18 protein-coding genes are annotated in these 26,721 nt (G+C 50.7%); 13 read left to right on the forward strand and 5 right to left on the reverse strand.

Annotated features, from left to right (window positions below):
- Positions 1-107: 107 nt before the first annotated feature.
- From QZ311_RS02855 to QZ311_RS02905, 11 genes are all read left to right on the forward strand, one after another.
- The gene (locus tag QZ311_RS02855) at positions 108-884 is read left to right on the forward strand and encodes an AAA family ATPase (protein ID WP_297063672.1); all 777 of its coding nucleotides are present in this window, start codon (positions 108-110) and stop codon (positions 882-884) included.
- Positions 885-915: 31 nt separating this feature from the next.
- Complete coding sequence (locus QZ311_RS02860; protein ID WP_297063674.1) at positions 916-1,797, forward strand: ParB/RepB/Spo0J family partition protein; 882 nt, start codon at positions 916-918, stop codon at positions 1,795-1,797.
- Positions 1,798-1,869: 72 nt separating this feature from the next.
- Positions 1,870-2,775 carry a DUF5683 domain-containing protein gene (locus QZ311_RS02865; protein WP_297063676.1) on the forward strand — a complete coding sequence of 302 codons (906 nt, stop codon included), beginning with the start codon at positions 1,870-1,872 and terminating at the stop codon, positions 2,773-2,775.
- 34 nt (positions 2,776-2,809) lie between these two features.
- Positions 2,810-4,600: a lytic transglycosylase domain-containing protein gene (locus QZ311_RS02870; RefSeq protein ID WP_297063678.1), complete on the forward strand. Its 1,791-nt coding sequence runs from the start codon at positions 2,810-2,812 to the stop codon at positions 4,598-4,600.
- A gap of 704 nt (positions 4,601-5,304) precedes the next feature.
- Positions 5,305-5,889 carry a DUF3575 domain-containing protein gene (locus tag QZ311_RS02875; RefSeq protein WP_123615196.1) on the forward strand — a complete coding sequence of 195 codons (585 nt, stop codon included), beginning with the start codon at positions 5,305-5,307 and terminating at the stop codon, positions 5,887-5,889.
- A gap of 39 nt (positions 5,890-5,928) precedes the next feature.
- The gene (locus QZ311_RS02880; RefSeq protein ID WP_287117747.1) at positions 5,929-7,326 is read left to right on the forward strand and encodes a DUF3868 domain-containing protein; all 1,398 of its coding nucleotides are present in this window, start codon (positions 5,929-5,931) and stop codon (positions 7,324-7,326) included.
- Between the two features lie 250 nt (positions 7,327-7,576).
- Positions 7,577-9,163: an Mfa1 family fimbria major subunit gene (locus QZ311_RS02885; protein WP_287117748.1), complete on the forward strand. Its 1,587-nt coding sequence runs from the start codon at positions 7,577-7,579 to the stop codon at positions 9,161-9,163.
- A gap of 385 nt (positions 9,164-9,548) precedes the next feature.
- Complete coding sequence (locus QZ311_RS02890; protein ID WP_136415376.1) at positions 9,549-10,604, forward strand: FimB/Mfa2 family fimbrial subunit; 1,056 nt, start codon at positions 9,549-9,551, stop codon at positions 10,602-10,604.
- Between the two features lie 62 nt (positions 10,605-10,666).
- Complete coding sequence (locus QZ311_RS02895) at positions 10,667-11,941, forward strand: hypothetical protein (RefSeq protein WP_297063680.1); 1,275 nt, start codon at positions 10,667-10,669, stop codon at positions 11,939-11,941.
- Positions 11,942-11,968: 27 nt separating this feature from the next.
- Positions 11,969-15,229 carry a fimbrial protein gene (locus QZ311_RS02900; RefSeq protein ID WP_297063681.1) on the forward strand — a complete coding sequence of 1,087 codons (3,261 nt, stop codon included), beginning with the start codon at positions 11,969-11,971 and terminating at the stop codon, positions 15,227-15,229.
- 6 nt (positions 15,230-15,235) lie between these two features.
- Entirely contained in the window at positions 15,236-16,168 is a 933-nt protein-coding gene (locus QZ311_RS02905) for a DUF5106 domain-containing protein (protein ID WP_297063682.1), read from the forward strand.
- A gap of 447 nt (positions 16,169-16,615) precedes the next feature.
- Here the strand turns inward: QZ311_RS02905 and QZ311_RS02910 are convergent, their stop codons facing one another.
- The 5 genes from QZ311_RS02910 to QZ311_RS02930 all read right to left on the reverse strand — a co-directional run bounded on the left by QZ311_RS02910 (position 16,616) and on the right by QZ311_RS02930 (position 24,709).
- A complete protein-coding gene (locus QZ311_RS02910) occupies positions 16,616-17,314 on the reverse strand; it encodes an LrgB family protein (protein WP_297063683.1) in 699 nt (232 codons plus the stop codon).
- Positions 17,315-17,372: 58 nt separating this feature from the next.
- On the reverse strand, positions 17,373-17,759 hold the full coding sequence (locus QZ311_RS02915) for a CidA/LrgA family protein (protein WP_297063684.1): 387 nt from the start codon (positions 17,757-17,759) through the stop codon (positions 17,373-17,375).
- Positions 17,760-17,968: 209 nt separating this feature from the next.
- Entirely contained in the window at positions 17,969-19,453 is a 1,485-nt protein-coding gene (locus tag QZ311_RS02920) for an AMP-binding protein (protein ID WP_297063685.1), read from the reverse strand.
- A gap of 269 nt (positions 19,454-19,722) precedes the next feature.
- The gene (locus QZ311_RS02925) at positions 19,723-21,465 is read right to left on the reverse strand and encodes a RagB/SusD family nutrient uptake outer membrane protein (protein ID WP_297063686.1); all 1,743 of its coding nucleotides are present in this window, start codon (positions 21,463-21,465) and stop codon (positions 19,723-19,725) included.
- 70 nt (positions 21,466-21,535) lie between these two features.
- The gene (locus QZ311_RS02930; protein WP_297063687.1) at positions 21,536-24,709 is read right to left on the reverse strand and encodes a TonB-dependent receptor; all 3,174 of its coding nucleotides are present in this window, start codon (positions 24,707-24,709) and stop codon (positions 21,536-21,538) included.
- Positions 24,710-24,961: 252 nt separating this feature from the next.
- Between QZ311_RS02930 and QZ311_RS02935 the strand changes: the two genes are divergently transcribed.
- Positions 24,962-25,987, forward strand: coding sequence for a sensor histidine kinase (locus QZ311_RS02935; protein WP_297063688.1), 1,026 nt, complete (start codon positions 24,962-24,964; stop codon positions 25,985-25,987).
- On the forward strand, positions 25,984-26,691 hold the full coding sequence (locus QZ311_RS02940) for a LytTR family DNA-binding domain-containing protein (RefSeq protein WP_297063689.1): 708 nt from the start codon (positions 25,984-25,986) through the stop codon (positions 26,689-26,691). Before QZ311_RS02935 ends, QZ311_RS02940 begins: the two co-directional genes overlap by 4 nt.
- The last annotated feature ends 30 nt before the right edge of the window (positions 26,692-26,721 follow it).

The following is a 26,721-nucleotide window of genomic DNA, read 5'->3' on the forward strand; positions in this document are numbered from 1 at the left end:
CAATCGCTGCGAGTTTTCAACATTTTAACACGTTTTGGGTATTGTAAGGGTGGTTGTTAACAATATTATTTGTTACTTTGTATCAGAAAATTGATAATAAAGACCTTATGGGTAAAATCATTGCTATCGCCAATCAAAAGGGCGGTGTAGGAAAAACCACGACAACCATCAATCTCGCAGCATCTCTTGCTGCCGAAGGGAAAAAGACTCTGATTATTGATGCCGATCCTCAGGCAAATGCCACTTCGGGCTACGGTATCGATCCAAAATCAATGGCCTCGTCGATTTACGAATGTCTTGTCGACGATTATCCTGTGGCGGGTTCACAGGTGGGGACTTGTTGCGAGGGGCTCGACCTTGTCGGTTCGCGCATAGACCTCGCAGGTGCGGAAATCGAACTTATCAACAAGCCGTCGCGTGAAAATGTGCTTAAAAGAGCCGTTGGCGATGTGGCCGATGCCTACGATTTCATACTGATTGACTGCTCTCCCTCTCTCGGACTCATCACTGTCAACGCTCTGACTGCCGCCGATTCGGTGATTATACCGGTGCAGGCTGAGTATTTCGCTCTTGAAGGTATCACGAAACTGCTCAACACCATACGTATCATCAAGTCGAAGCTCAACCCTGCGCTCGAAATCGAAGGCTTCCTACTGACGATGTATGACGCCCGTCTTCGTCTGGCCAATCAGATTTACGAGGAGCTCAAGGGGCATTTTGGCCCGATGGTGTTTGACACGGTGATTCCGCGCAACATCCGTCTGAGCGAAGCTCCGAGCCACGGGCTTCCGGCCTTGCTCTATGATCCGCTTTCGCGCGGGGCTACGTCGCACATCTCTCTCGCCCGCGAACTCATTTCGAAAAATCAGGCGAAAGCATCCTGACATAATCAACTAATTTACATCTGAATTAAAAATGCTGCCAAAACGTCCGGCTCTCGGCCGCGGACTTGATTCGCTCATAGCGATGGACGACGCTCCAGCCCGTGGCACATCGGCCATTAACGACATAGAGATTTCGCGAATCTCTCCAAACCCAGATCAGCCTCGAAGCCTCTTTGACGAAGAGTCGCTTGAAGAGCTGTCGCGATCAATACGTGAACTCGGCATCATCCAGCCGCTGTCATTGCGCAAGACCGGGCCGGATACCTATCAGATTATCGCCGGTGAGCGTCGCTACCGTGCTGCCATCATGGCCGGACTGACCACTGTCCCGGCCTACATACGCACGGCAAATGATCTGGAGCTGACCGAAATGGCGCTCATCGAGAATATCCAGCGCGAGGATCTCAACGCAATTGAAATCGCGCTGACATTCAAGAAACTTATCGAGCAATACAATCTTACGCAGGAGCGCCTGAGCGAACGAATCGGCAAGAAGCGCACTACCATCGCAAATTTCCTGCGCCTGCTCCGTCTGCCTGCCGACGTGCAGCTCGGACTGCGCGACAAGCGCATTGACATGGGCCATGCACGCGCCCTGCTGAGCATCGACGACCCAAAGCTCCAGCTGAGGCTCTATGAGGAGATTCTAAAACATGGCCTTTCGGTGCGCAAGGTCGAGGAGCTTGCCAAAAAATATCAGCAGGCGGCTCTCGAAGGGACAACCCCTGCCGACGAGAGCAAAAGACTTTCTAACAATGATTATGATATTTTAAAGAATCATCTCTCGCAGCGCTTCAGCACTCCGGTTAAGCTCACATGCGACGCTTCCGGCAAGGGGAAAATATCATTTTCTTTCCGCGACGAGGCGGAACTTGAAAGATTAATTGCTATCTTTGACACTGCAAAACAGTGAATGGCCGGAATCGTAGATTGCCCGGTATTTGCGGGTTTGTCTAACGGTTTGAACGCCAGTTAAATAACTAAGATGCAATCAGCAGCGGAAAAAGATCGTAACCACATAGGGCCTCTGTTTGGTGTGCTTGTCGGCATGATGATAATCGTGCTGGCATGTCCTTTTAACATTTTTTCTGAAACTCCTCATCCGGCAGCTCCGGTTGCCGGGGTTGACAGCGTTGGCCGTGATGTGCCTGCGCGTCCCAACAGACCGGTGCGTCCGAAGAAGCGCCCGACATCGCCGATTACCGTCCTCCCCGACAGTATTCCTATCGGGCAGCCTCTGACAGAGCCTTCGATTGTCGTGGGCGACAGTCTTTCGGTTCACGGCGATTCGGTCACTGTAGTTCCGATTGACTCGGCGGTGGTGGCCAATGCCCCCCTTCCCAATCCCAACGACTCCGTAGCCGGGCTGTATGTCGAAAAGACTTTCACGTTTGTCCCCAATCCGACTAAGGCAGTGTGGATGTCGGCGCTGTTTCCCGGTCTCGGTCAGCTTTACAACCGCCGTTACTGGAAGCTGCCGATTGTTGTCGGCGCATACATGGGTCTGGGATATGCCACAAACTGGAACAACACCATGCTTCGTGACTACACCCGCGCCTATTCCGACATCATGGACAACGACCCGAATACAAAGAGCTACATGGACTTCTTTGCGCCGACAGTCAACGAGGCCGATCTCGACAAGGCTTGGCTGACCGACCTGTTGCGCCGTCGAAAGAACATGTATCGCCGCAACCGCGACCTATGTATAATATGTATGGTCGGAGTCTACGCCATCGCTATGATCGATGCCTATGTCGACGCCCAGCTTGCCCATTTCGACATCTCGCCTGATCTTAGTGTCGACATTGCCCCGACGCTTCTGCCCGGCGACACCTCAGGGCGCTTCACGCTGCCGAGCGTAGGTTTCTATTGGGCGCTCAATTTCTGAACTCTCATCAACTCTCCAATCAAAATACCGTCACATGAAAAAATCAATCCTTGCCACATTGCTTGCTGTTGGGCTTTCTGCCTCGATGACGCTCAGTGCGAGGTCGATTCTCGACATCAAGCAGTCAATCACCGACGATAATATAATCGCTCCCGAAAGCTTCGAGACACAGACGCGTCTGCTTGAAGAGAATTTCTATATAAAGAACTACGTAGTGCCGGGCGTCGATCTCGGCGAACCGCAGCCGGCATCTCCTGCCGAGTATGAAGAGCGTCTCAAGGTGCTACCGACCGTAATCGAGATGCCCTACAATTCGCTTGTCGGCAATTTCATCAACATGTATCTGACCAAGAAGCGCACACTTGTGGCCGACATGCTCGCCCTCCACAGCTACTACGGTCCGATATTTGTCGAGGAGCTTATCAAGGAAGGGATGCCGACTGAGCTGCAATATCTCCCGGTGATCGAATCGGCCATCAATCCCAATGCGATTTCGCGTGCGGGGGCTGCCGGGCTCTGGCAGTTCATGCCGGCCACCGCAAAGGGTCTTGGCATGGAGGTCAACTCGCTCGTCGACGAGCGCAGGGACGCACGTCTTTCCTCGCGCAACGCCGCCCGCTACCTGAAGCAGCTCTACGACATCTACAATGACTGGTCGCTTGCGATCGCCGCCTACAACTGCGGACCCGGCAATGTCAACAAAGCCATGCGCAGGGCAGGGGAGGGGAAGAAGGATTTCTGGGAAATCTATGAGTTTCTTCCGGCAGAGACCCGAGGCTATGTCCCCGTGTTTATCGCCGCCAACTATGTGATGAACTATTATGGCAAACATGGCATAACCCCGACCATTATCAAGCGCCATCTCACCACCGACACTGTCACTGTCGACAAATACATACACTTCAACCAGATTGCGGCTGTGCTCAACATCCCTGTCGATGAAATCCGCATGCTCAACCCGCAGTTCCTCAAGGACGTGATTCCCGGCGACTACCGGCCATACACGCTCACTCTGCCGACCCAGCAGTGTCTGAGCTACGTGATGAGCGAGAAGCGCATCGCCGACTACGATTCCGAGCTTTACGCCCGCCGCTCGCATGTCGAGCCGGGAGCGCAGCCCGCCGACCCTGTGCTGCCCGAGAGCGACCACGGCGCTGCCAACCTTGCCAGCGCGAGCCGCCAGAGCGTAAACGCCGAGACAAACAACGAGCTTGCACATACCGGCCTTGTCGAACAGATGACGGTCAGGACCCACGTCGTTGGCCGTGGCGAAAGCATACGCGACATAGCCCGCAAATATGGAGTCTCAGCCACCGACATCAAGCGATGGAACCACCTCCGTCGCGGAAAAGTGCGCGAGGGCGACTCTCTGCGCATCGAGACTTTCGAACGCATGAATCCTGAAAACATCAAGGTCGTGGCCGCTGCGGAAGTCGCACAGGTCACTCCTCAGGAACTCCGCGAGGCCGGTGCTACCGAGCTTGTCGTTGCCGTAGCCAAGGCTTCGGGCCTGTCGTCAGCCTCGACACCGTCAACGTCCGGGCAGGATGCGGCCGCATCGCCGGCTTCCGCCGAGCCTGCCACTCCGGCCAAAACACCTGCCAAGACTACAGCAGCGCCTAAGAAAGCAGCCCCGGCGACTACTGTCTACAGAGTCCGCAAGGGCGACAACCTCGGCAAGATCGCCGCGCGCTACGGCACGACGGTCGCCGCCATTCAGGCTGCCAACGGCATGGGGTCGAAAACGGCCCTCCAGATAGGACAGAAGCTCAAGATTCCGCCGAAAAAGGCCAAGAAATCGACTTCGCGCCGCCGCCGTCGCTGACAGCGGCCTCGCCTTTTCCGACGAAACATATCGCTCCGGCAATACCTGTTATATAATAGGTGGCCGGAGCGATATGTTTCGTCCCATGTCGCGACCTTCGGCCGGACATGGGCAACACTGGGTGAAGACACGGAGAAACAGTTAACAACTTTTTGCAGCCACCGCCTTGCACACCTCTGAAATTATGCCTAACTTCGAGCCAAATTCGCCTTTAGCTTGTCAGGTCACTGTCTGAAACACACAATTCATGACACTATCTAAAGCACACGTATCCGAAATCGACCCCGACCAAAACGGTTTTTAGGGTAATTGCTATAGACAAACACATTTCGGCGGTAATTTTTCGCAGATTGTAGGGAAAACATGTTTTTTTTCTTAAAAAATTTGCTAAAAATTGAGGAAAGTCGTATATTTGCCACACCTAAACCGAAGAACTTTTATCATCCTGATTAACCTGACGTTGATCTTATTTTAAAAGAACCTGCTCTTCAAACCAATCTGCTTATAGTAACTGACCACCATAACTTATCACATTATGTCTTGTATCGACCATAGGTTATACACGCTGATTCCGTCTCGCAGGGAGGTGAAAAATACCCCCCCCGATTTGTGGCGTAAACACCTGTGTGTCAGCGAATTGTGGCCGTCCGGCTATGCTCCGGCGCATATTGGGTGGACTCTACACGCTTATTCCAACACATTATATGAAGATTAAATTTCTCACGGCAGCGCTGCTGGGAGCCTTTTGTTGTATCCATACCTCAGCGCAGGACATCGCCGTAAAAACCAACCTTCTGTATGACGCTACCCTGACTATTAATGTCGGAGCGGAGATGCAGGTCGCCCCTAAATGGAGCGTAGACCTGTCGGGAAACTACAACCCGTGGACCCTCTCGGGAGGGAAGAAGTGGAAACACTGGATGATACAGCCCGAGGCGCGCTACTGGTTCTGCCAGCCACTTGGCGGACACTTCGTCGGTCTACACCTCCTCGGCGGTGAATACAACATCGGCCACCTCGGCCACGGCTTCAAGTTTCTCAACAACGACGCCCACGCTCTCTCCGACCACCGCTATCAGGGTTGGTTTGCCGGCGCAGGCATAGCCTACGGCTACTCTTGGCTGCTCGGAAAACACTGGAACCTCGAAGCCGAAATCGGCATCGGATGGGCCTACACCCGCTACGACACCTTCGAGTGCAAGGGATGTGGCCGCAAGGTCCGTGCCAACAAGGCTCACAACTACGTCGGCCCGACTAAAGCCGCCCTCAACCTCGTATATGTATTTTAAAAGCTAACCGTCAACCCCCATAACCAATACGAAAAGTATATGAGAACCATTCATACACTCCTCATGGCAATGGCAACCGTCAGCGCCACCGCAGCCACTCAGTCGGTGACGGTCAGCGATGTAAACGTCGAACGCTCCGCAAGCTCCCTCGTCGTCACCATGAACCTCGACGCAACCGCAATGAAGCTCAAGAGCGACCGTGAGATAAAATACATCCCCGTGATCACCAACGGCACAGAGCGCCGCGAGCTCCCAGAGGTTATCATCGCAGGGCGTAACCGCTACATACAGAATCAGCGCCACGACACCCCCGAAGCGCCAGCCATACTCTCGCGCGCCGGACACACCGTCAGCTATTCAACCATCATCCCCTACGAGCAGTGGATGGCAGAATCGCGCCTTGTGCTCGTAGAGGACGAATGCGACTGCGGTGTCCTCACCCTCTCGTCGGGCCAGACATCCGAACTCGCCTCGATTGACTTCGTTGAGCGCGTTTTCGCCCCGCAGTTCGTCATGGTCACCCCTCCCGCAGAGCTTGAGAAAACCCGCTCGGCAAAAGGCTCGGCCTATGTCGACTTCCCTGTCAACCGCACCGAAATCTCGCCCACATACCGCCGCAACCCCGAGGAACTGGCCAAAATACGCTCGACAATCGACGTAGTGGCCAACGACCCCGACTCGCGCATAACCTCCGTCACCATCGTCGGCTTCGCATCGCCCGAAGGCACCTATGCCAACAACGAGCGCCTTGCCAAAGGCCGTTCGGCTTCGCTCGCCGAATACGTCCGCGGACTCTATTCGTTTGACGCCGACGTGATGCACACCTCGTGGGTGGCCGAAAACTGGGAAGGACTCCGCAACTACGTGGCGACATGCAGCCTCCCCGACACCACAGCCCTCCTCGCCGTCATCGACGACACATCTCTCGCTCCCGACGCGCGCGAATGGCGGCTCAAATCCAAGTTCCCGCAGGACTACGCATTCCTCCTCAAAAACGTATATCCCGGACTCCGACGTTCAGACTACACCGTCGACTACGTGGTCCGCTCCTTCGTCACAGTAGAAGAAATCCGTCAGGTCATGGCGACCGCACCCCAGAAACTCAGCCTCAACGAAATCTATGTCGTGGCCAACTTTCTTGAGCCTGACTCCGACCCCTATCGCGAGGCGTTTGAGCTTGCTGTACGCATGTATCCCGACGACCCCGTTGCAAATCTCAACATGGCTGCCATTGCACTCCGTCGCGACGAGCTCAATGCAGCAGCGGGCTATCTGGCAAAGGCCGGAAACTCCCCTCGTGCCACATATGCGCGTGGTGTCCTCGCTGCAAAGCAGGGCGACAATGCCACTGCCAACACCCTACTGAAGTCAGCTGCCGACGCAGGTATCGCCGAAGCAGCCGATGCCCTCGACCAGCTTCAGAAAATCAATAAGTGAACGTAATTCCCCAAAATTTGCCCCCTCATCGTCATTTATCCTGACTTTGACACACGCGCAAACCTACCCCGCTACAAACCCCTTGCACTGATCCCCTAACAGATCACCTAATTGTTTATTCCTCAGATTTTTTATCCCAATTTTAGCTTGGCCGTCGGTAGCCTAACCCGACGGTCGAGGCTAATCCCTCAACCCCAGATTTAAATCAACTAATTTAGAAATTAACTAAAATAAACCAATTTTTACTAACATGAAGATTAACAAATTTCTTCTTGGTGCATTCGCCCTCTCAGTAGGGTTTGCATCTTGTTCAAACGAAGAGCCCATCAAGGGTGACAACGGCGGTGCTACTGAAGCATCAAAGTATATGTCCGTGGCTATAAGCAATCTTGCTAATGGTAGTCGAGCTGAAGATGATGATCCTGCTAAGAGTGAATTTGAATCAGCTGAGACCATTGAAGGTTCAATCTCGAAAGAAAATCTTTATTTCCTTTTTTATGATGGATATGGTACAGCATTCGGTCTTGCATACGCAAATGTCAATGCAGGCCAAGAAGATGTCATAACCAATATGGTAAAACCGGCTGAGCTTTCATCAAGTGAAGGTTATGGTGATGAAGAAGGTCTTAAAGGTGTGCTTGTTCTTGGAAAGCCAACAGCCCCATATGTAGGGCAACTTCCAGCAAAAGTGTTATGTGTGGCTAATCCTCGCACCGATGTGATGAAAAGTCTTGAAAATAAGAACTTGAATGTCGTAATTAATACACTGACAACAGCTCCGACTTCTTGGACAAAAGCAGGTGATTTTTTGATGACCAATGCTGTTTATGTTAAAAATGGTACTGTAATAACTGCTATTGATTTGGATGCGAGTGCATTTTCTGATACTCCGGAAGGAGCAAAAAATAATCCTGTAGTAATCAGCTTAGAGCGTCTAACTGCTAAAATCCGTGTTGCTTATGAAGAAAATTTCGATGTTCAGCGTCGTCCCGGTAAAAATGAGCCATCTCAGACAATTGAAAATCCCGGTAAATTTAATCTTGATGGCGCAGACGCACGATTTACAGCGTCGATTGAAGGCTGGCAACTTGTAAATATTCCGTCACAAGCCAATGCTTTCAAGAAACTCGAGCCTGACAATTATGCTGGTTGGAATTGGAAATGGAATGATGTAAACCGTGGTCGTTCTTATTGGGCTGAGTCCACTACTGGTACTTTCACTAATAAAGATTATGATATTTACAGTGAAAATCAATTCAAGAATCAATCTTTTGTATCAGGTACAGCGAACGTTCAGTATTGCTATGAAAATACGACTGTCCCCGAAGCAAAAGTTTCAGATCGTAATCCCAATGTAACCGCAATAGTTGTAAAAGCTACTATAAAGCATAATGGACAGCCTATTAATATGTACAAGTGGAGTGGAGCTTATTATACAGAAGATCGTATAAAAGAAAAAGTTGCTCAACAGTATAATGCTGATGATCATCCTATTCAAGCAACTAAAGACAACGTAAGTTTTGAGCCTAACAAGAAAGGTGATAACACTCATCGTGCTATAGTAACAATTAATGATGTAGAAACGGCAGTTCCTCAGTTTAGTGAAGTTCAGCATTGGGTAGACGGTGTGACATCTTACTATATGAATATTGAACATCTCGGTGGTTTGACAGGCGTGGTTCGTAATCATATCTATGATTATGTAATTGATGGTATTGTCGGACTGGGTACTCCGGGTAACGAAACTGAGAATCCAAAGGTTATCGAATCTTATCTTGCTGCGCATGTTCGTATTCTTAACTGGCGTACTGTTTCCAACACTGTCACTCTCGAATAATCCTCTAAACTTGTCTTGATGTGTAATCAAGACCCATTGCAATAGCGAAAGAAGCCGGCCCATTGAGCCGGGTCGGCTTCTTTTTTTCTTCTGACCCCGATAATCCTACCGAAAATCATTTCCGACCCCGTCCCCCAAGTCCAATCGGAAACCACCGAACCGGACTTCTTCTTAATACAGGTTAAACCGTCTCTCACTCTCTTCGAAACAACTCAAAGATGCAGCGCCTGAATGACAGCCGCATCCTCCCCAACCGACGAAAACTCAACGCCATGCCGATAGCCGTGGCGACAATATAACCGTCTTGTCCCGACCGAGACTCCCAAAAATCTGAATCAAAACCACAGTAAACAAATAAATAACCACATTATTATATCAGCCGGTCATGAAGCTACATACTATTATAAAAAATACGGCCATTGCAGCCGCCTCAATGGCAACACTTTTGACTGCCACAGGCTGTCACTCAATCTTTGAGGACAGCGACTGTGTCGACAGCTACAACATCGTAAGACTCACTTACGACCACAATATGAAATTTGCCGATGCCTTTGGCAACGAAGTCGACCGCGTCACCCTGCTTGCAGTCGATGCCAAGACCGGCAAGCTTGCCCGCCGATTCGACGTCGCCCGCAGTCAGCTCTCCGCCAATCACGAACTCGCCGTGCAGGTCGAGCCGGGAAGCTACGACTTCCTCGTCTGGGGCGGTGATTACTCCGGCCATTTCGACATAGCCGAAGGCGAGACCGGCAAATCGGCGCTCGAAGACTTCCACTGCAAGCTCCGACGCAATCAGGCCGGTGAATCCGACGCACAGCTCTCGCGACTGTTCCATACCCTGCAGCGCGTCGAGCTTCCTTATGCCTCCCCGTCGAAGCCCAACCACGTCACACTCAACTTGAAGAAAAACACCAACACCGTCCGCGTCGTGCTTCAGCATCTTTCGGGCGAGCCAGTGTTTGCCGACAATTTCGACTTCACCATCACCGACAACAACGGATGGCTCAACCACGACAACACCCTCCGCGACCGCGAGCAGCTTGTCTATCGTCCGTGGTTCACCAAGAGCGGACAGATTGATGTCAACGTCAATCCTCAGGATCCAAAGGGTGCGCCCGCAGCTCCGTTTGCAGTTCCGTCGCGTGCGGTGCTCGGCGCATCGCTCGCCGAGTTCACCACCTCGCGCCTCCTGACCGAAAACAAACCCATGCTCACCATCATCAACAAGGCCGAAAACAAGGTCGTGTTGAGCATCCCGGTCATTGACTACGCCCTGCTTGTCAAAGGCTACGAAAACGCTTCGCTCTCCGATCAGGAATATCTCGACCGTCAGGATGAATACAACATGACATTCTTCCTCGACGAAGGCGGACGCTGGATCAGCGCTGTCATCATCATCAACGACTGGCGCATTGTCCGTCATGAGACTCCAATCGAATAAAACCATCCAATCTCTCTGCCATACACACAAATGATAGCAAATGGCTACGTTAAGAAATAATTATGATACGTATACATCTCCCACATAACTACCTTGGACTGGTCGCGGGCTGCTTGTGTCTCGGTTCACTGGCCGTGTCGTGTGTCAGCGACGACCTCGGATGTATCGAGGACCGGCCCGGCTACGTCGAAGGCAATGATATCTGGCTCACCTTCACCCTCAAGGGTGTGCCCGGCGTAGGGCGTTCGGCCTCCGGCATCTCGCGGGCCGACGACTCCGCAAATCATCCTGAAGAAGAGGCCACGGCTGCCGAAAACATGATAAATACCGATGACATGCGCCTGATTTTATTCGACAACAGGCAGAATGTCATCAAGGTACTTGAGCGGAAAGACTTGATAAGTTTTGAAACGACGACTGACGATAAGAATAATTCTCGCTATGAAATCAAGGCACGCATCAACAAGGCATATTTCGACTTTGCAACCACCTCGACCGGCGACATCAAAATATCCCTGATGCTTTTGGCCAACCTTTCATCTGGGGTGACGTCATCGTCCAACGACCTGACCGACGCCCTTTTCATGAAAAGCGCTCAATGGATTGCGCAACAGAAATATAGTTTTGCGCCGGTTTGGTCAGCAGACAAGGAATGGTATCCTGATGGCTCGACAAATTATATCCCTATGTCGGGTTGGGCACACTACACCATAAAGAGTACCGATCTTGACGAGGCTACGACAATTGAGAATGCCCACAATCTGACGGGTGAGGACTCGCCGTTGCTTATGCAGCGCGCAATGGCCAAGATTCGGGTATTCGACAATATAAATAAAGAAAATGCTGATGCTGCCACGACGATTACGGCTGTGCGTATCGAAGGCGGTAATACCTACGGTGCGTTTATCCCTGATTTTTCTCAGTCAGGTTGCGCGGAGTGGGCAAAAGGAACGACTATGGTCGAAACTCCCACCATTGTCGCTGACTGGTTTGATTCCTCCTTGGAGGTCAATGCCCGTAAAGTAGGCAGTGATGAAGGCGGTGACTACACCGATGCCGACGGTAATACTTTCACAGAAGCTTTTGTCGCATATATGACAGAAGCCTCGCGCAATCAGAATGTGAAGTTCATAATAACCACTTATTCTGATAATGATAATCCCAAAACAAAAGAATGGGAATTGTTCCTATCCAATATAATGACTCCGGTCACCGATATCACCCGCAACCACATCTATGAGTTCACCGTCACCCGCTCAATGAAAGCCGAGCTTAACGTGAACTACACCGTTTGCCCGTGGGTTTCAAACACTATTAATGTTCCTACCTTTGATTAATCAGAGAAAAGACACAAACAACGACCAATGAAGACTTTTATTGACATATTTAAAACTATCATGCTCGCTACTGCTCTTGCTGTCTCTGTGGGAAGCTGTAGTGACGATATTGATTATCGCGGAAGTGTTGTCCCTGACGGCGAAGATGCAAAGCTGACACTGAAAGTAAGTGTCACTGAGGCGACACATCTTTCGCGCGCCACTTCAGACTCTTATGTAAAGAGTCTTTGGATTGGCATCTACAATGCGAAAAGTAAAGCATGTACGTTCAATCAGACGTTTGAGGAAAATAAGGATGCAGGCAGCCACATTCCTCAGACCCTCTCGCTCGATTGCAAGTCGGGTGAGAGCTATATCGTAGCCGTGGCCAACTATGATGAATTTATCGGCTATGATATGAATACTAAGGCTGAAAAGCCTCTCAGTGAAATGCTTGCAGCAGCGGACACATGGGATAGCTATTGCGCTATCGCTATTCAGCAAAACATGTCGTCTGGCGATAATGACCTCTCTGTTGCAGAACCGAGCGGTGAGCTTATAATGTCAGGTACGTATGACGAGGCCGACCACACCGCGGCTCTTCCTTCAAATATCAAGCCTGTTGCCATTCAGGCCGGTTCATCGACACTCAAAGGTGCGATACACCTGCGTCGTCTTTGGACTGAGAATACATTGAAAATCAGTGCGGAAGGTGATATTATTAACATGGAACTTCAGAACATCGAGGTGTTCAATGTGCCTAAATACAGCTGGATTCAGGACCGTCAGCTTGCCGATGCAGGTATAATAGCCGATAATATTGCGGTTGTCAATGCCGGCGATATGGTTGATTCGAGTCCGCTTGACAATTCTGCTTATCTGTCGTCAATGCGTTTTACTCCGCCGTCTGAAATTCAGGTGAGCAACGGTGTCTATACATTCAAGTTCTGGCAGTTTGAAAACAAGCGCACCGGCACTGCAACGACCTATGAGGATCGTGAGCGTGAAGTTAAGGATGGAAATGAGAAAAATACCGGCATATTTACGAGCTTGTGTGCTACTCCGCAGGGTGATGTCAACAACAACGCGACATATGTAAAAATCAACGCTACGATTACGTATAAAAATCCACAATCGATGGTGAATCCGGACGGCGTAACGACCGGCGATAATGCAGGAGAGCTTCCGGAATCGGCTGCGTCGCGCACGGCTGAGGTTACCTATATTGTTCATCTTGGTTATATCGGAGACAATCCGACAGATTTCAACTGCTATCGCAATTCGAAATATACTTATAATATAAAAGCCCAATCGGTCAATAAGATTCTTGTCGAAGCGTTCAATGGTGATGAAAAGCAGCCGGGCGCTGAAGGCACTGTGACCGACGTGACCGACAAGATTGAAAATCTTGACGCGCATACAGGTGTGTTCAATATCTTCCTTACCACTGAGCAGGTCCGTTCGTTTACATTCTCTATGCGGACATATGTAAAGGGACAACCCAAAAGCTTCTACTATAACAGCGCTACTGACAGTGATATCCCGGCGGCAAATAATCCTGATTTCAAATATTATAACTGGATTGAATTTGTCCCGACAGGTCTGGATCTCGGTCGTTCTGACAATAATAAGACTGCTGCTAATGAGAGGGTGTTTGCTTCTTACCCGAATATAGTGAATGGTCGTACAGGGGTATATTATCCTCATGAATTGCCTACATCCGGTCTGCAAGGCCAGTGGTTTACGGTCTACGTCAACGAATATACCTATGAAAAGCGTTATGGTGAGACCGGCTACGGAAATGAAACCGGCGAGCTGTGGAAGGAATATGTCAATCAGCCAAGCCGTCAGGCATGGTTCAATGTCGCACAGAAAATATCTCCCGATGGTCACAGCGTATATTTCAAGTCGAAATATGCTTTGACACAAAAATCAATTCAGACTTATTACAACATAGACGCGTCTGATTGTGAGACAGCATTAGGTGTTGAACATGAAAATGAAGTCTTTGGAATGAACCTCCGTTGGACTATTGACCCGGCTAATGCTGATCCTGATAATGGACGTTGGAATGTTTGGAATTTAGGTATAGGTGGAGCAGGTAAAGAATGGAAGTCTTTCGTTAACTTCAAATCTTCTCTATACGTTAGGCCGATTAATAATACCTCGCAGCCAAATTATGGTGGTATAACTCTTTTTGATACCTCAGAAAAATATATGCCACTTCCGATGCCTGCGCTAATACGACAGGAAGATCTTAATGGTGATACAAATGGGTATTATAACTCAAGAGCCGGTTCTTATGATCCTCAGACGAGCAATAATACCAATACTCAGTATTTGGAGGCTCTGCAAGGATGTCTCAATAGAAATCGTGATGAAAACGGAAATGGAATTATAGACCCGGAGGAATTAAAATGGTATCTTCCTGCATCAGGCAAGTATGTCAGAGTGATTTTAGGTCGAAGCACTTTGTCTTCTCCATTGATGGACTATGCACAGCCTACTCTACCTATTGCATGTACTACAGGTGGAAATACATTATACCACTTTATATCGAGTGATAATGTAATCGTCTGGGTAGATGAAGGTATGTCAAGTAGTAGCTTTCATGGTTCGAGGGATCAATATAGTTATGCTCCGTGGCAATTACGATGTATTAGGAATCTCGGAGCGGACTTAACCACTGTTACACCGGGCGAAAAAGTAACCCCTGCATATGATGATAAAGATAAGAGTACAACTACTCGTGGAGGTGTAGTTAAGGTAACGCATTACTACGGTACTGCAGTTCGTGAGCCGGTGACATCACCAATTCCATTACATAAAACAAGTATGAATGAAAATAAACTTGGCAGATACGGATTTGAATATGCTCCCAGTGGAAATGTATTTAATGGAGCCTTTACTACAGAAGCCACTGTTAGGTACTACCAATTTAATGATTATAAGTCCGCAGTTGAAAATGCGACACCTTGTGCATCATTGAATGCTACTTCAGGAAGAGGAGGTTGGCGCATTCCTAATCAAAAAGAATTGGTTATTATGAGAAGAGCTGATGCTTTTAAGAATATTGAGAATGAGAGTGCTCAATTTATGGGCTGTACACAAGAGCATTGGAGTCATAATAATAATCGCGGACCTGCCTATTCTACAGGAACGACTGAAAATCAACATCGTATTGTTACTGTACGAAAGGGTATCGCTACGGCTCAGCCGATAGAGTCGATTACATTGGTTCGTTGTGTCCGGGATCTTACAGCTGCTGAGGCAGGAAAAACATATGAGCAAATAGTGAACAATGAATAATCGCTGATGATTTCAAAGCATACGACATTATATTCAATTCTTATCTCCCTGTGTCTGCTTGGTTGCAGACAGGGAGATAAAGTTTCGGATAATAATCGCTCCGGTAATGGGGAACAGAAAAGTGTAAACACTGCTGAGCTCCCCATGCCCGATGTCCCTGACTCGCTGCAATCGATTGAGGAGCGGGCGGCCTACGTCGTCGCCCACTACTGGGACGCTATGGACTTCACCGACCGCACCCTCAGCCTCGACACAGCCTTCATCGAGCAAAATTTCGCCAACTTCGCAGCCATCCTCCCCATGTCGCCCCCCGATGACGCCGACCGCGCCGTCGCCACCCTCGTCAATCGCGCCGGAGTCGACCCTGAAGCCTTCGGCCTCATCGCCTCCACCGCCGAAAAATATCTCGACGACCCCAACTCACCCATGCGCGACGAAGAAACCTACATCCTCTTCCTGCGCCACATCTCCGAAGCCCCCTTCCTCAGCGACGTAGAGCGCATCCGTCCGCGCCACCGTCTCGCCGACGCACTCAAAAACCGCCCCGGCACACAGGCTGCCGACTTCGGATTCGTCGACCGCAACGGCTCGTCGGCCACACTCCACCGCCGGCTCGCCGACCACCCCCTCAACCTCCTCATCTTCTACGACCCCGACTGCTCCCAGTGCAAGGAAATCATCGGCCGCCTCTCCGCCCTCGATCTCCCGCAGGAAATAGGAATCATAGCCGTCGATGTCGAGGACGACCATACCGCGTGGCAGCGCACCAAAGACTCACTCCCTGCCCGGTGGCAGGTAGGCTTCGCCACAACCCCCGTCCTCGACAGCGGACTCTACGTCCTCGCCGCATCACCAACACTCTACATCCTTGACTCAACCGGCAAAGTTATCCTGAAAGATCCCCCGGTCGATCAGGCCATTGCCACCCTCACCCGCTAATCCTTCATTTTCAGTTTATCCTCTTTCATTTTATTTAGTCAGTCATCATAAACCTTTAGTATTTTAATCGCTAAGAGTTATTTTTTTATACTAACCAATATCCCCATATGTTTTAATCAAGGCGGCCTTCTGCGTGGATGCAGCGGGCCGCCTTACATATATAGAGAGAACTATTGTCATCGTGTATATATCGAACTACTGTCATCCGGCAATAGCAACAACCATGCGATGTCCTGTGGTTTCCATTGGAGTGTATTTAGGGAAGCAAGAAGCCTCAGGAAACACGGAGAATCAGGCAAAAAATGTCCGGTAGGACATTCAATTACTCATAGCCCCGTACATCGCAGATGTGCGGGGGGAAGAAATGTAAAAGCAAAAAGATGTCCGGCCGGACATCGCTTTACCATTCAGACGATATCAAACATCGTCGCTGTAAAATTAATATCCTCAAACCGTATATCCGAGCAAATCAAGAATGAAGGGCGACAGCAGCGCCGTCAGCAGACCGTTGAGCGTCAGCCCGAGCGACGAAAACGCCCCATAGCGCTCACCGCGCTCCATAGCCGAAGCCGTCCCCACCGCATGCGAAGCCGTCCCGATCGACAGTCCCGACGCAATCGGACTCTTGATATGGCTCAGTTTCACCATCCTGAACCCCGCCATGCCGCCAAAAATACCGGTACACACCACCACCGCAGCCGTCAGCGACGGAATTCCGCCCATAGCCGTCGAAATCTCCATCGCGATAGGCGTAGTCACAGCCTTAGGCGCAAGCGAAATAATCACTTCCTTCGTCGCCCCGAGCAGCTCGGCAATCAGCACTACCGACACAATTCCCACGACACACCCGGCAAGCTCCGCCAGCAACAGTGGAAGCATCTGTTTGCGTATATTCTCAAGCTGCCTGTAGAGAGGCACACCCAGAGCCACCACCGCAGGCTTCAGCCAGAACTCGATATACTCACCACCCGAGGCATAGGTCTCATAGTCCACCCCGCAGCTCAGCAGAATCACGATAAGCACAATGATTGAAACCAGAATCGGGTTGAGCAAAGCCACCCCCGTGCGCCGTTGCAGAAGCTTCGAGCCGAGAAAAACCACAAAAGTCAGCGCAATCAGAAAAAATTTGTTCTCAAGAAAATCCATAATGTACTTTTACTACCTTGGTAAAATCAAATCCGTTAAAAACTTACACACACAGCCGCTAAGCCTCGTCAGCCTTCCCGGTCTCACTGTGGTGATGATGGTGAGGAGCGATAGTCCGTCGCACAATCTGGTGAACCCATCCGGTCGACGCGATAATCAGGAACGTGCTGATTACCGAAGCCCCCACAATCGGAAGCCACTGCTCGGAAATAAGCCCCAGACACCTCATCAGCCCCACACCGGCAGGGACAAAGAAAAAACCAAGGTTCTTGACAAGGAAATCGGCCACCTTGTCGACCCACATAAGCCTCACGACGCGCAGTTTCAGCCCGGCCGCAAGCAAAAGCATCCCGATGATGCTCGACGGCACGGGAATCCCTGTCGCATACACAATAAACTCGCCCATCGCCAGAAAAGCGAAGAGCACGGCACATTGAAGAATCATAATAATAAACAATCTTTTTTACAGCAGGCAAAATTACATAAAATCCTCAAACCGAGGCATGATTATCGGAATAAATTGCGCCGTCGCCGACAAATCGTCACATAACAAAGCGAAAAGCAAGCCGAGACCGGCAGGCTTTTCGCCGTCTGTCAGGCTTCATGCCCGACTATAGCTCTATTGAAAATGAATCGGTATCCGCGACGGCCGGTTCAGATAGCCGTCTTACTGTCCTTAAGCACCACAGGCAGAGCCAGCGGATTGACCACTCCGGCCGCATCGGTCGGCAGAGCCTTCAGCAGCACGAAGAACTCCGGAATCATATAGGCCGGCAGATATTGCGCCATCGTGTTCTTGACCCACGACAGACGGAACGACTTCGTCTTCGGGACTACATAGGCCACCAGATAGGCCGAACCCTGCTCGTCGGGATAGTGGACCACCGTGCAGCCATCAACCTCGTCGCTCTTGCGCAGAGCGCGCTCAACCTCGCCTGTCACCACCTTCTTTCCGAGAATGTTGACCTCGCTGTCCTTGCGGTGGAGATAGACATAGTTGCCGTCGGAGAGCTGGCGTCCCATGTCGCCTGTGCGGAACACGCGTCGTCCGTCGGCAGTCGTCACAAACGGCTTCAGGTCGGCGCGGTGATCGCCGGTATAGTAGTCGGCGAGTCCGTCGCCGTAGAGACATATCTCCCCCTCCTGTCCCTGAGGGACTTCGCGCAGATTATCATCGAGAATCATAATCTCCGTGCCGTTCATCGGCTTGCCTATAGGGAAAGTCCCGTCGGCGAGCACAATCCCGGTGTTGCAGCAGTAGGATGTCACGCTCACCGTCGCCTCGGGAGGCCCGTAGGTGGTATAGACAGGCACTTGTTCGAGCAGATGGCCGATAGCCGCCGCGTGGAGCACGTCGCCGCTGCTGATGAGCAGCCTGACAGTCATGGGCAGAGCAGCCACGGCGTTGAGCTCCTGCATCAGATAAGGGAAGCCGCTGATGACCGTCACATACTGGTCGTCGATGAACTTCACCAGTTTCTCAGGGTCGTTGCGCGTCTGTGGCGACGGAATCGCAATCACAGCCCCGTTGAGCAGCGCGCCGAACACCTCTTGGATAAAGATGTTCATGACGCATGCCGAAAACTGGAGCATGATATCGTCGCCGGTGATATTGTAGGTCTTTCTGAACGCCTCGGCAAAGTGTGTCACCTGCGAATTTCCTACCGCCACGCCGAGCGGATAGCCGTCGGGTGTGGTCGAATAGATGATATATGCAGGGCGGTCCGCGCGCGAGCGGTCAGGCAGAGGGTGGAGTGCCGGGTCGACATAAATGTCGCTCCCGATGATGAGCCGGTTGAAATCGTTGAGAATGCAGGCATATTTCTCCTGCGTGATGACAAAGTCAATACCGTTTTCAACAAGGAATGTCACGAGGCGTCCCGGCGGAAAGTCAGGCTCGACTGCCACAAATGCAGCCCCGGACTTGATGACGGCCATAAGTGAAGCCACCATCTCCACGCTGTGGTCCATCACAATCCCGACACGTGCGGGAATGAAAGAGGGAAAGCGTGAAATCAGAGTGTCGACCAGCCTGTCGAGGCCGGAATAAGTGACACATGTGCGCTCGTCAATGACGGCAGGGTGGTCCGGATCATTGTTGACGAGTTCCTTGAAGCGTGAGTAAATCGTCGGTTCCATAATACATCCTTCTTTAATTAAATTGTAACCGAATTGTAACACCTTCGGTTTGTATTAGAATAACGGAAGAACCTATTGTCAGGTTTTATCGAAAATTGTTAAAAACACTGATTATAAATGTATTTAAAGAAAAACCGCCCCCCTTCCGGAGAACGGTCAGGCCATCTCATGGCATAAAGTAAATGTGGATTGAAACTAAAAAACAGGGATGACCATCGTCGGCCATCCCTGCTCGGAGTTAGTGTGATTGCATAGTATCGCCGGAGTAATCACCATCCGGTATTTTGTGTCAGATTTTTGTTTCGGTCAAGCTCCACGAGTGGAATCGGCCAAAGTTCGTGACGCTCCTGATAGCTGCGGGTGTACATCAGGTTGCCGTATATGTCGGTCGCGTTTTTGACCGACTCCTCAAGCTTGCCCCATCGCCGTAGATCCCAGTAGCGCTGACCTTCCCCGGCCAGTTCGAAGGCGCGTTCGCGCATGATGCGCCCGGCCATCTCCTCTTTCGAGCCGACCGCGAGCCATGTCGCTCCGGAATTGAGTCCTGGCATCCCGACGCGTGTGCGGATTTTGTTGACCTCGGTCACCGCCTTGTCGAGTTCGCCCTTTTCGTTGTAGGCCTCGGCGAGCATCAGTATCACGTCGCCGAGACGTATGAGCGGAAATTCGTAGGGAGTGCGGTTATATTCGCCCCAGTATCCGTCGAGGTTGCCGGTCGGAATCCATTTTCGCCAGAAATAAGAGTTCCAGCCTTCGGAATTTCTGATGAATGCCATCGCCTCCATCGGAGCGCCACCCTTGGTCGGATCGGCAAGCACGAACTGCTTGTCCATCGGATTGGATGCGGCATCAGTGCCGAGATAGTGCGAGTAGGGGGTGATGATGTTGAGACAGAGGCGAGGGTCGCGCAGACGGTATGCGTCCATGACCTTGGTCGTGTCGCAGTCAAGTGTGCTTGTCACCACGGTGCTGCTCTGGTCGATTGCCACGCTCAGACATTTGCGGCGGAAAGTCTCGTCGCCCGAATTGAAGCCGGGGAAAACGTCGTCCCAGTCAAAAGGTGAGCCGTCGGTGTTCTCATACATATCGGCGAGGGTGGTGGAGGGGACTATCGCGTTTCCGGCAATGAGACGCATGGTCGACTTGTTGCCGAAATACGACACGATGTCGAGAGCATGGCCTGCGGTGTTGCCGTCGATTGACTGTATGGAGAAAATCATCTCATCGCTGTGTGCTCCGTTGTAGAGGCGGAACAGATTGTCGTAGCTGTCGTGGAGCGCGTAGCCGTAGTTGTTAGTGCGGTTATAGACAATTTCTTCGAAATCGCTTGCGGCTTCATCCCACTGGCGGTTGTAGAGGTAGACTTTTCCGCGGAGGGCATAGGCAGCGCCTTTCGTCGCGCGTCCGAGGTTGGCGTCATCCCATTTCACTGGCAGTTTCTCGATAGCTTCTGTAAGGTCGTCGAGTATGTGGCCGCGGATTTCATCGGCACTGCTGCGAGGTGAGTTGAGAGTCGCGAATTCCTTGTTGATGTCACAGCTTTCGTCGTAATACGGCACTCCGCCCCAGCAGTTGAGCATGCGGAAATAGGCCATTGCGCGGAGGAATTTTGCTTCGCCTGTCACACGGTCGATGGTTTCCTGACTTATCGGCATTGTGGCTACGTTGCGGATGACGGTGTTAGTCCTGTGGACGAGCTCGTAGAGATATTGCCAGTGGTTCTGTACGCCGGAGCTGTTTGATGCGAACGACGAGCCGCGTGAGATGTCAGCCCAAGGCGATGTGCCGTCGGCGATGTCGCTACACATGTCGAAGGTGAATTCCATGCCGAAGCACCAAGGAGCTTTCATGGCTGCATACATTCCGACAGCGGCCTGACGGGCATGCTTTTCGGTTTTCCAGAATGTCTGTCCCGACATCTGGTCGGCTGGAGTGAAGTCGAGTGTCTCACACGCACTCATGGCTATGGCGAGTGCGATAAGCGAACCTGTGAGTGATATGTTGAATTTCATATTTTGAATCAGAATAGAGTGGTTGATGGTGATAGGTTTGGATTGCAGTAGGCTTGAGATACGGATGGCATCAGAATGTCACGTTGAGGCCGACCGAATACTGGCGCACTGTCGGGTAGCCCACCGTAGCTCCGACCTCCGGGTCGAGTCCGGGGAAATTTGTGATGGTGAACAGATTGTCGATACTGGTGTAGACCTTGAGATTCTGCACGGAGAATTTCTTTGTTATTTCCGACGGGATGGTGTAGCCGAGCTGTATGTTCTTGCAGCGGAAATAGGCTGCGTTGTGGACGAATGCGTTGCTTGCGATGTTGTTTTTGCCGTTGGAGTTGTTGCGGAGAATCGGATAGATCGAGTTATATGGATTTTCGGGAGTCCATGCGTTGTCGGTGATGTCTTTGTTAAGCGACTGGCCCATGACGGTCACGAAGCGGAACGCCTGATTGTTGTAGTAGACCTTATAGTCGCCTACACCCTGAAACAGCATGCTGAAGTCGAAATTCTTCCAGCTGAGTCCGATATTGCCGCCGTAGGTGAATGTCGGGAGCGGACCGTCGCCCATCTCGATGCGGTCGTTGCTGTCAAGACTGCCGTCGCCGTTGGTGTCGGCATAGAGGAAGTCACCGAGTTCAGGACGCTGGTAGGTGGCGAAATAGTTCGGGTTGTTGTCGACGAGTGACTGTACGTAGGCCATATCGGCTTCGTCGCGGACAATGCGGTCGACCTTCATCACGTAGAGCTGGCGTATCGGTTTCCCTTCCTGCGTTTTGTAGACTCCGTCGATCGAGGCGATGTCGCCTTGGAATTTCAGGACTTTGTTCTTGACAAAACCCATGTTGAATCCCACGGTGTAGGCTACGTTTCCTATGCGGTCGTTCCAGTGGATGTCTAATTCGAAGCCACGGTTGCGCACTTCGCCTGCATTCTGGTTGGGGACAACACTCGTGCCGTGTTCGAGCGGAGCGGGGAGGGAGATGAGGATGCCTTTAGTGTCTTTGTTGTAGATGTCAATAGAACCGTTCAGTCGGCTGTTGAACATTGCGAAGTCAAGACCGAAGTTTGTCATGTAGGTCTTTTCCCATGTAAGAGCCGGGTTCGAGAGGACAGTCTGGGCGAAACCGCCTGCGATGTTGCCGTTGAGGATGTAGCCGGTGGTTGCGAAAAGCGACTGGTACATGTAGTAGCTTGTGGTGGCGTTGTTGCCGAGCGAACCGTATGAAGCGCGTATCTTAAGTTGGTCGAGCCACTGGCGTGAAGGGTTCATGAAGTGTTCCTCCGAGATTCGCCATGCGCCGGAAACGGAAGGGAAGTAACCCCAGCGGTGGCCGGGTGCGAATTTTGATGAGCCGTCGGCGCGGAGATTGGCTTCAAGGAGATATTTGTCGTCCCACGAGAGGTTGACGCGTCCGAAATATGATCTCATGGACCATTCGGTGTAATTTCCTCTTATCGGGCCGTTAGTGGTGGCAGCGTCGATTGATGTGAGAGAGTCGTCAATCAGGTCGTAGCGCAGGAAGCTTTCGTATTCATTCTTGTCATATTCCTGACTCATGCCTGCGAGTACAGTTCCGCTCAGGTGCGAGATTTTGAAATTGTAGGTGGCTGTGAGATCCGACGAACGGAAATTGTTGGCGTAGTTGTAGCGGCGGATGTATGTGCGGACCTTGCCTTCACGGATGAGTACAGGGCCGTCGAATGTGAACCGGTAGAGATTGCGGTCGGTGAGATGTTGCTCCACCCGGCGAGTCCAGTAGTTGTATGTGAACGATCCTTCGATAGTCAGCCCTTTTATCGGGCGCAGGGTGGCATGGAGCTTTGCGACCGTGCGGCGGGTCTTGGTCGGGAAATCGGTCTTGTAGAACCACTGGCGGCGGTAGGGGTTGAAATTGCTGACATTTTCCTCTTCGGGATTCTGGATACCTCCGTAGAGACCTGTCTCGGGGTCATAGAGAGTCATGCCCGGAACGGTATTGAACGCTCCTGAACCGAAAATCACGTCGCCTCCGGCCGCAGCGTTTTCAGATGAAGGATTGTTGGAGTCGATATATCCGAAAATGTTAGCTCCGACACTCAGCCAAGGCTTGATGTTGATGTCGAGATTGCTGTTGAGCTGATAGCGCTTATAGTCGGTGTAGTAAATCATGCCGGGGTTGTCGACGTAGCCCACCGACACATTGTAGCGCACTCTGCGTCCACCTCCTGTGACAGACAGGTTATGGTTCTGTACGACTGACGGATTACGGTAGATGTGGTCCTGCCAGTCGGTGTTGGGATAAATGGTCGGATTGCGTCCGGCATCGTTGCGCCATTCGTCTATTTTGCCCTGCGAGAACCGGGGAGCCTGTCCGTTGGCGACAAGACCTGCGTTCTGGATTTCCATAAAGTCGGCATAGTCGGTGACGAGGTTGAGACGCTTTGCCACTTTCTCAAACGATACGTTACCGCTGTATGTGAGACGTGGAGCGGCTTCGACTCCGCGGCGTGTGGTGATGAGTATCACGCCGTTTGCCGCACGCGAACCGTAGATGGCCGACGATGCGGCATCCTTAAGGATAGATATGTTTTCGATATCCTGCGGATTTATGTCGCTGATGGATATTCCGGTCATTCCGTCGACCACCACGAGTGGAGCGGCATCGTTGAGTGTGCCGATTCCACGCACTCTGATGGTCTGGGCCTCATAGCCGGGTGTATTGCCACCGCTGTTGGTGACAGTCAGGCCTGAAGCAAGACCGGCAAGCGCGTTGGTGGCATTGGTCAACGGGCGGTCGGCCAGTGATGCTTTGCCTATTGAGGCGACAGAGCCTGTCAGATTTACCTTACGCTGAGTTCCATAGCCGATGACCACCACTTCGTCGAGCAGTGACTGGCTCGGAGTCATTGCGATAGCATACTCCGTAGTCCCGTTAAGCACAGGTATTTCTACGGTCTCATATCCTATATATGAAATCCTGATGGTCGGTTTTTCTTCATTGATAAGAAGTTTGAAGCGACCGTCGATATTGGTGACTGTTGTGTTGAGTGAATCCTGTACGACTGAGACGGAAGCACCGATAATCGGCATGCCGTTTTCGTCGACAACCTTGCCGGAGATGCGTCGTGACGAATTGTCGGACATCGGTCCGCTGACGGAAACATCGGCATCGGTTTCAATGTCAATGTCGTCAGGCATCGCTGTGGATTGCGCGGAAATGAATATGGAGCTTAAAAGCAGCAGTGATAAGAATAACAGTGATGATTTCATATTGATGAATTTCAGATGTCGTGTACAAATGTGAATGCAAATGTGTTTTGTTAATTCATAACAAATATTAACGGGAATATGTTCCGTAATCTGCGACAAATGTAAAAAACGACAGCAAATGTATGTGGTATTTACCTCACGTCAAAGCATGTGTAAATAGACTGCATGAAAGTGTTAATGAACGGCAGTGGCATTGCTTGCGGAGGTCGTTCATAAGAGCTAACTTTGCATAGTTCTTACAATCTGACTCATATGAAATTTCTTGAAAAGAGAATCGGACGTATAATAGACATTATATTCTGTCTTGTATTCATCCCGATTATTTTTGTGCTTGGCTCGATGGGCTATTGGATAGATTATTCGCCTGAGTTTACCTATCTGCTGATAGCATGGCTTTATGTCTCGTATTTCATAATAAGGCTTTTTAACATTCCTAAGCTTTTTATCGAAAGGAAATATGTTTTTATCGCTCTCATCATAGGAGTGCTGATATGCTGTGATTACATCCTGACCCTCTATCGTCTGCCGGAGGTCACTTTCAACGCTTCCTCTCTGACCGAACTCTATCACAGGATACAGGCGTCAAGTCTTTCGCAGACTGTATGGCTGATGTGTTCGCTCGTGATGGGCTATGCGGTCTCGATGTCGTTCATTCAGGAACTCTATCATCAGCTTCTGCTTAAAAAGGAGGTCGAATTCCAGAAAAACAATGCGCAACTGGCTGTTTACAAGGCTCAGATTAACCCTCATTTCCTTTTCAATACGTTGAATTCGATTTATAGCCTGATAATCGGGACTTCCGAAAAAGCCGAGGACGCTTTCATAAAGTTTATAGACATTGTAAAATATACTTACACCGGTGTGGGGCACGATAAGGTGGCTCTCAAGGAGGAGATTGCTTATATCAACAATTATATCGACCTTCAGAAACTCCGTCTGAATCACCATACTTCGGTGAACTGGCGCTGTGATGTGGACGATGAAAATGCGCAGATTCCGCCGATGATAATGATAACTTTCCTTGAAAACGTGTTTAAATATGGTATATCGGCAAATAAGGATTGCTCCGTTTCAATCGAACTGACCATGAAGGATGGTCTGCTTGAATTCCGGACAGAGAACCGCGTCATGAAACGGCGTGGTGAGTCGCGCTATCAGCCGGTAGGCATTGAAAATTGCCGTGCGCGACTCGACAGCCTTTTTCCCGGCCGCTACGTGCTGACGGCCGATGAGAACGAAGGTCTGTTTAATGTTTATATGAAAATACAATTGTCATGAATGATAAAATCAGATGTATAGCCATCGATGACGAACCTCTGGCTCTCAATGTCATTTCGAAGTTCTGTGAACGTCTTGGAGGTATTGAGCTTGAGGTCTATTCCGATCCTGAGGCCGGTCTGGAGGCCATCAGGGGAGGAAATTTCGATCTTGCGTTTCTTGATATAGAGATGGAGGGGATTAACGGCCTGAAAATTGCGTCGGAGCTTCCGCCGAAGACTTGTTTCATTTTCACGACGGCTTTCCTTGACTATGCCCTCGACGGTTTTAACCTCGATGCTATCGATTATCTGCACAAGCCTTTTTCGTTTGACCGGTTCTCGACAGCAGTGTCGAAAGCCATGAGGCGTATTGGATACGACAGGAGCAAGAAAAATGAGAGTACGATAGTCGTGAAGCAGGAATATAACAATATATCCATCCCCGTCAAGGATATAATCTATATAGAAGCGATGGAGGGTTATTCGAAGATATTCCGGACTGGTGGTGTGTGTACGATTTCGCGTGTGATTCTCAAAAATCTCGGGGCTATGCTTCCATCCGATGGTTTTGTGAGAATACACAGGTCATATATAGTTGCGGTCGACAAGATAAAGAGTTTCACTCGGCAGAATGTTTTGCTTGTTTCGGGAGTGACTCTTCCTGTCGGACGGCAATATAGCCAGACAGTCGCAAACATGATGATGGGGCAGACCAACGGCTGAACGAATGTGAGATAAAACAGAGACACCTCT

The sequence above is a fragment of the uncultured Duncaniella sp. genome (assembly GCF_910578445.1).
GTDB lineage: Bacteria > Bacteroidota > Bacteroidia > Bacteroidales > Muribaculaceae > Duncaniella.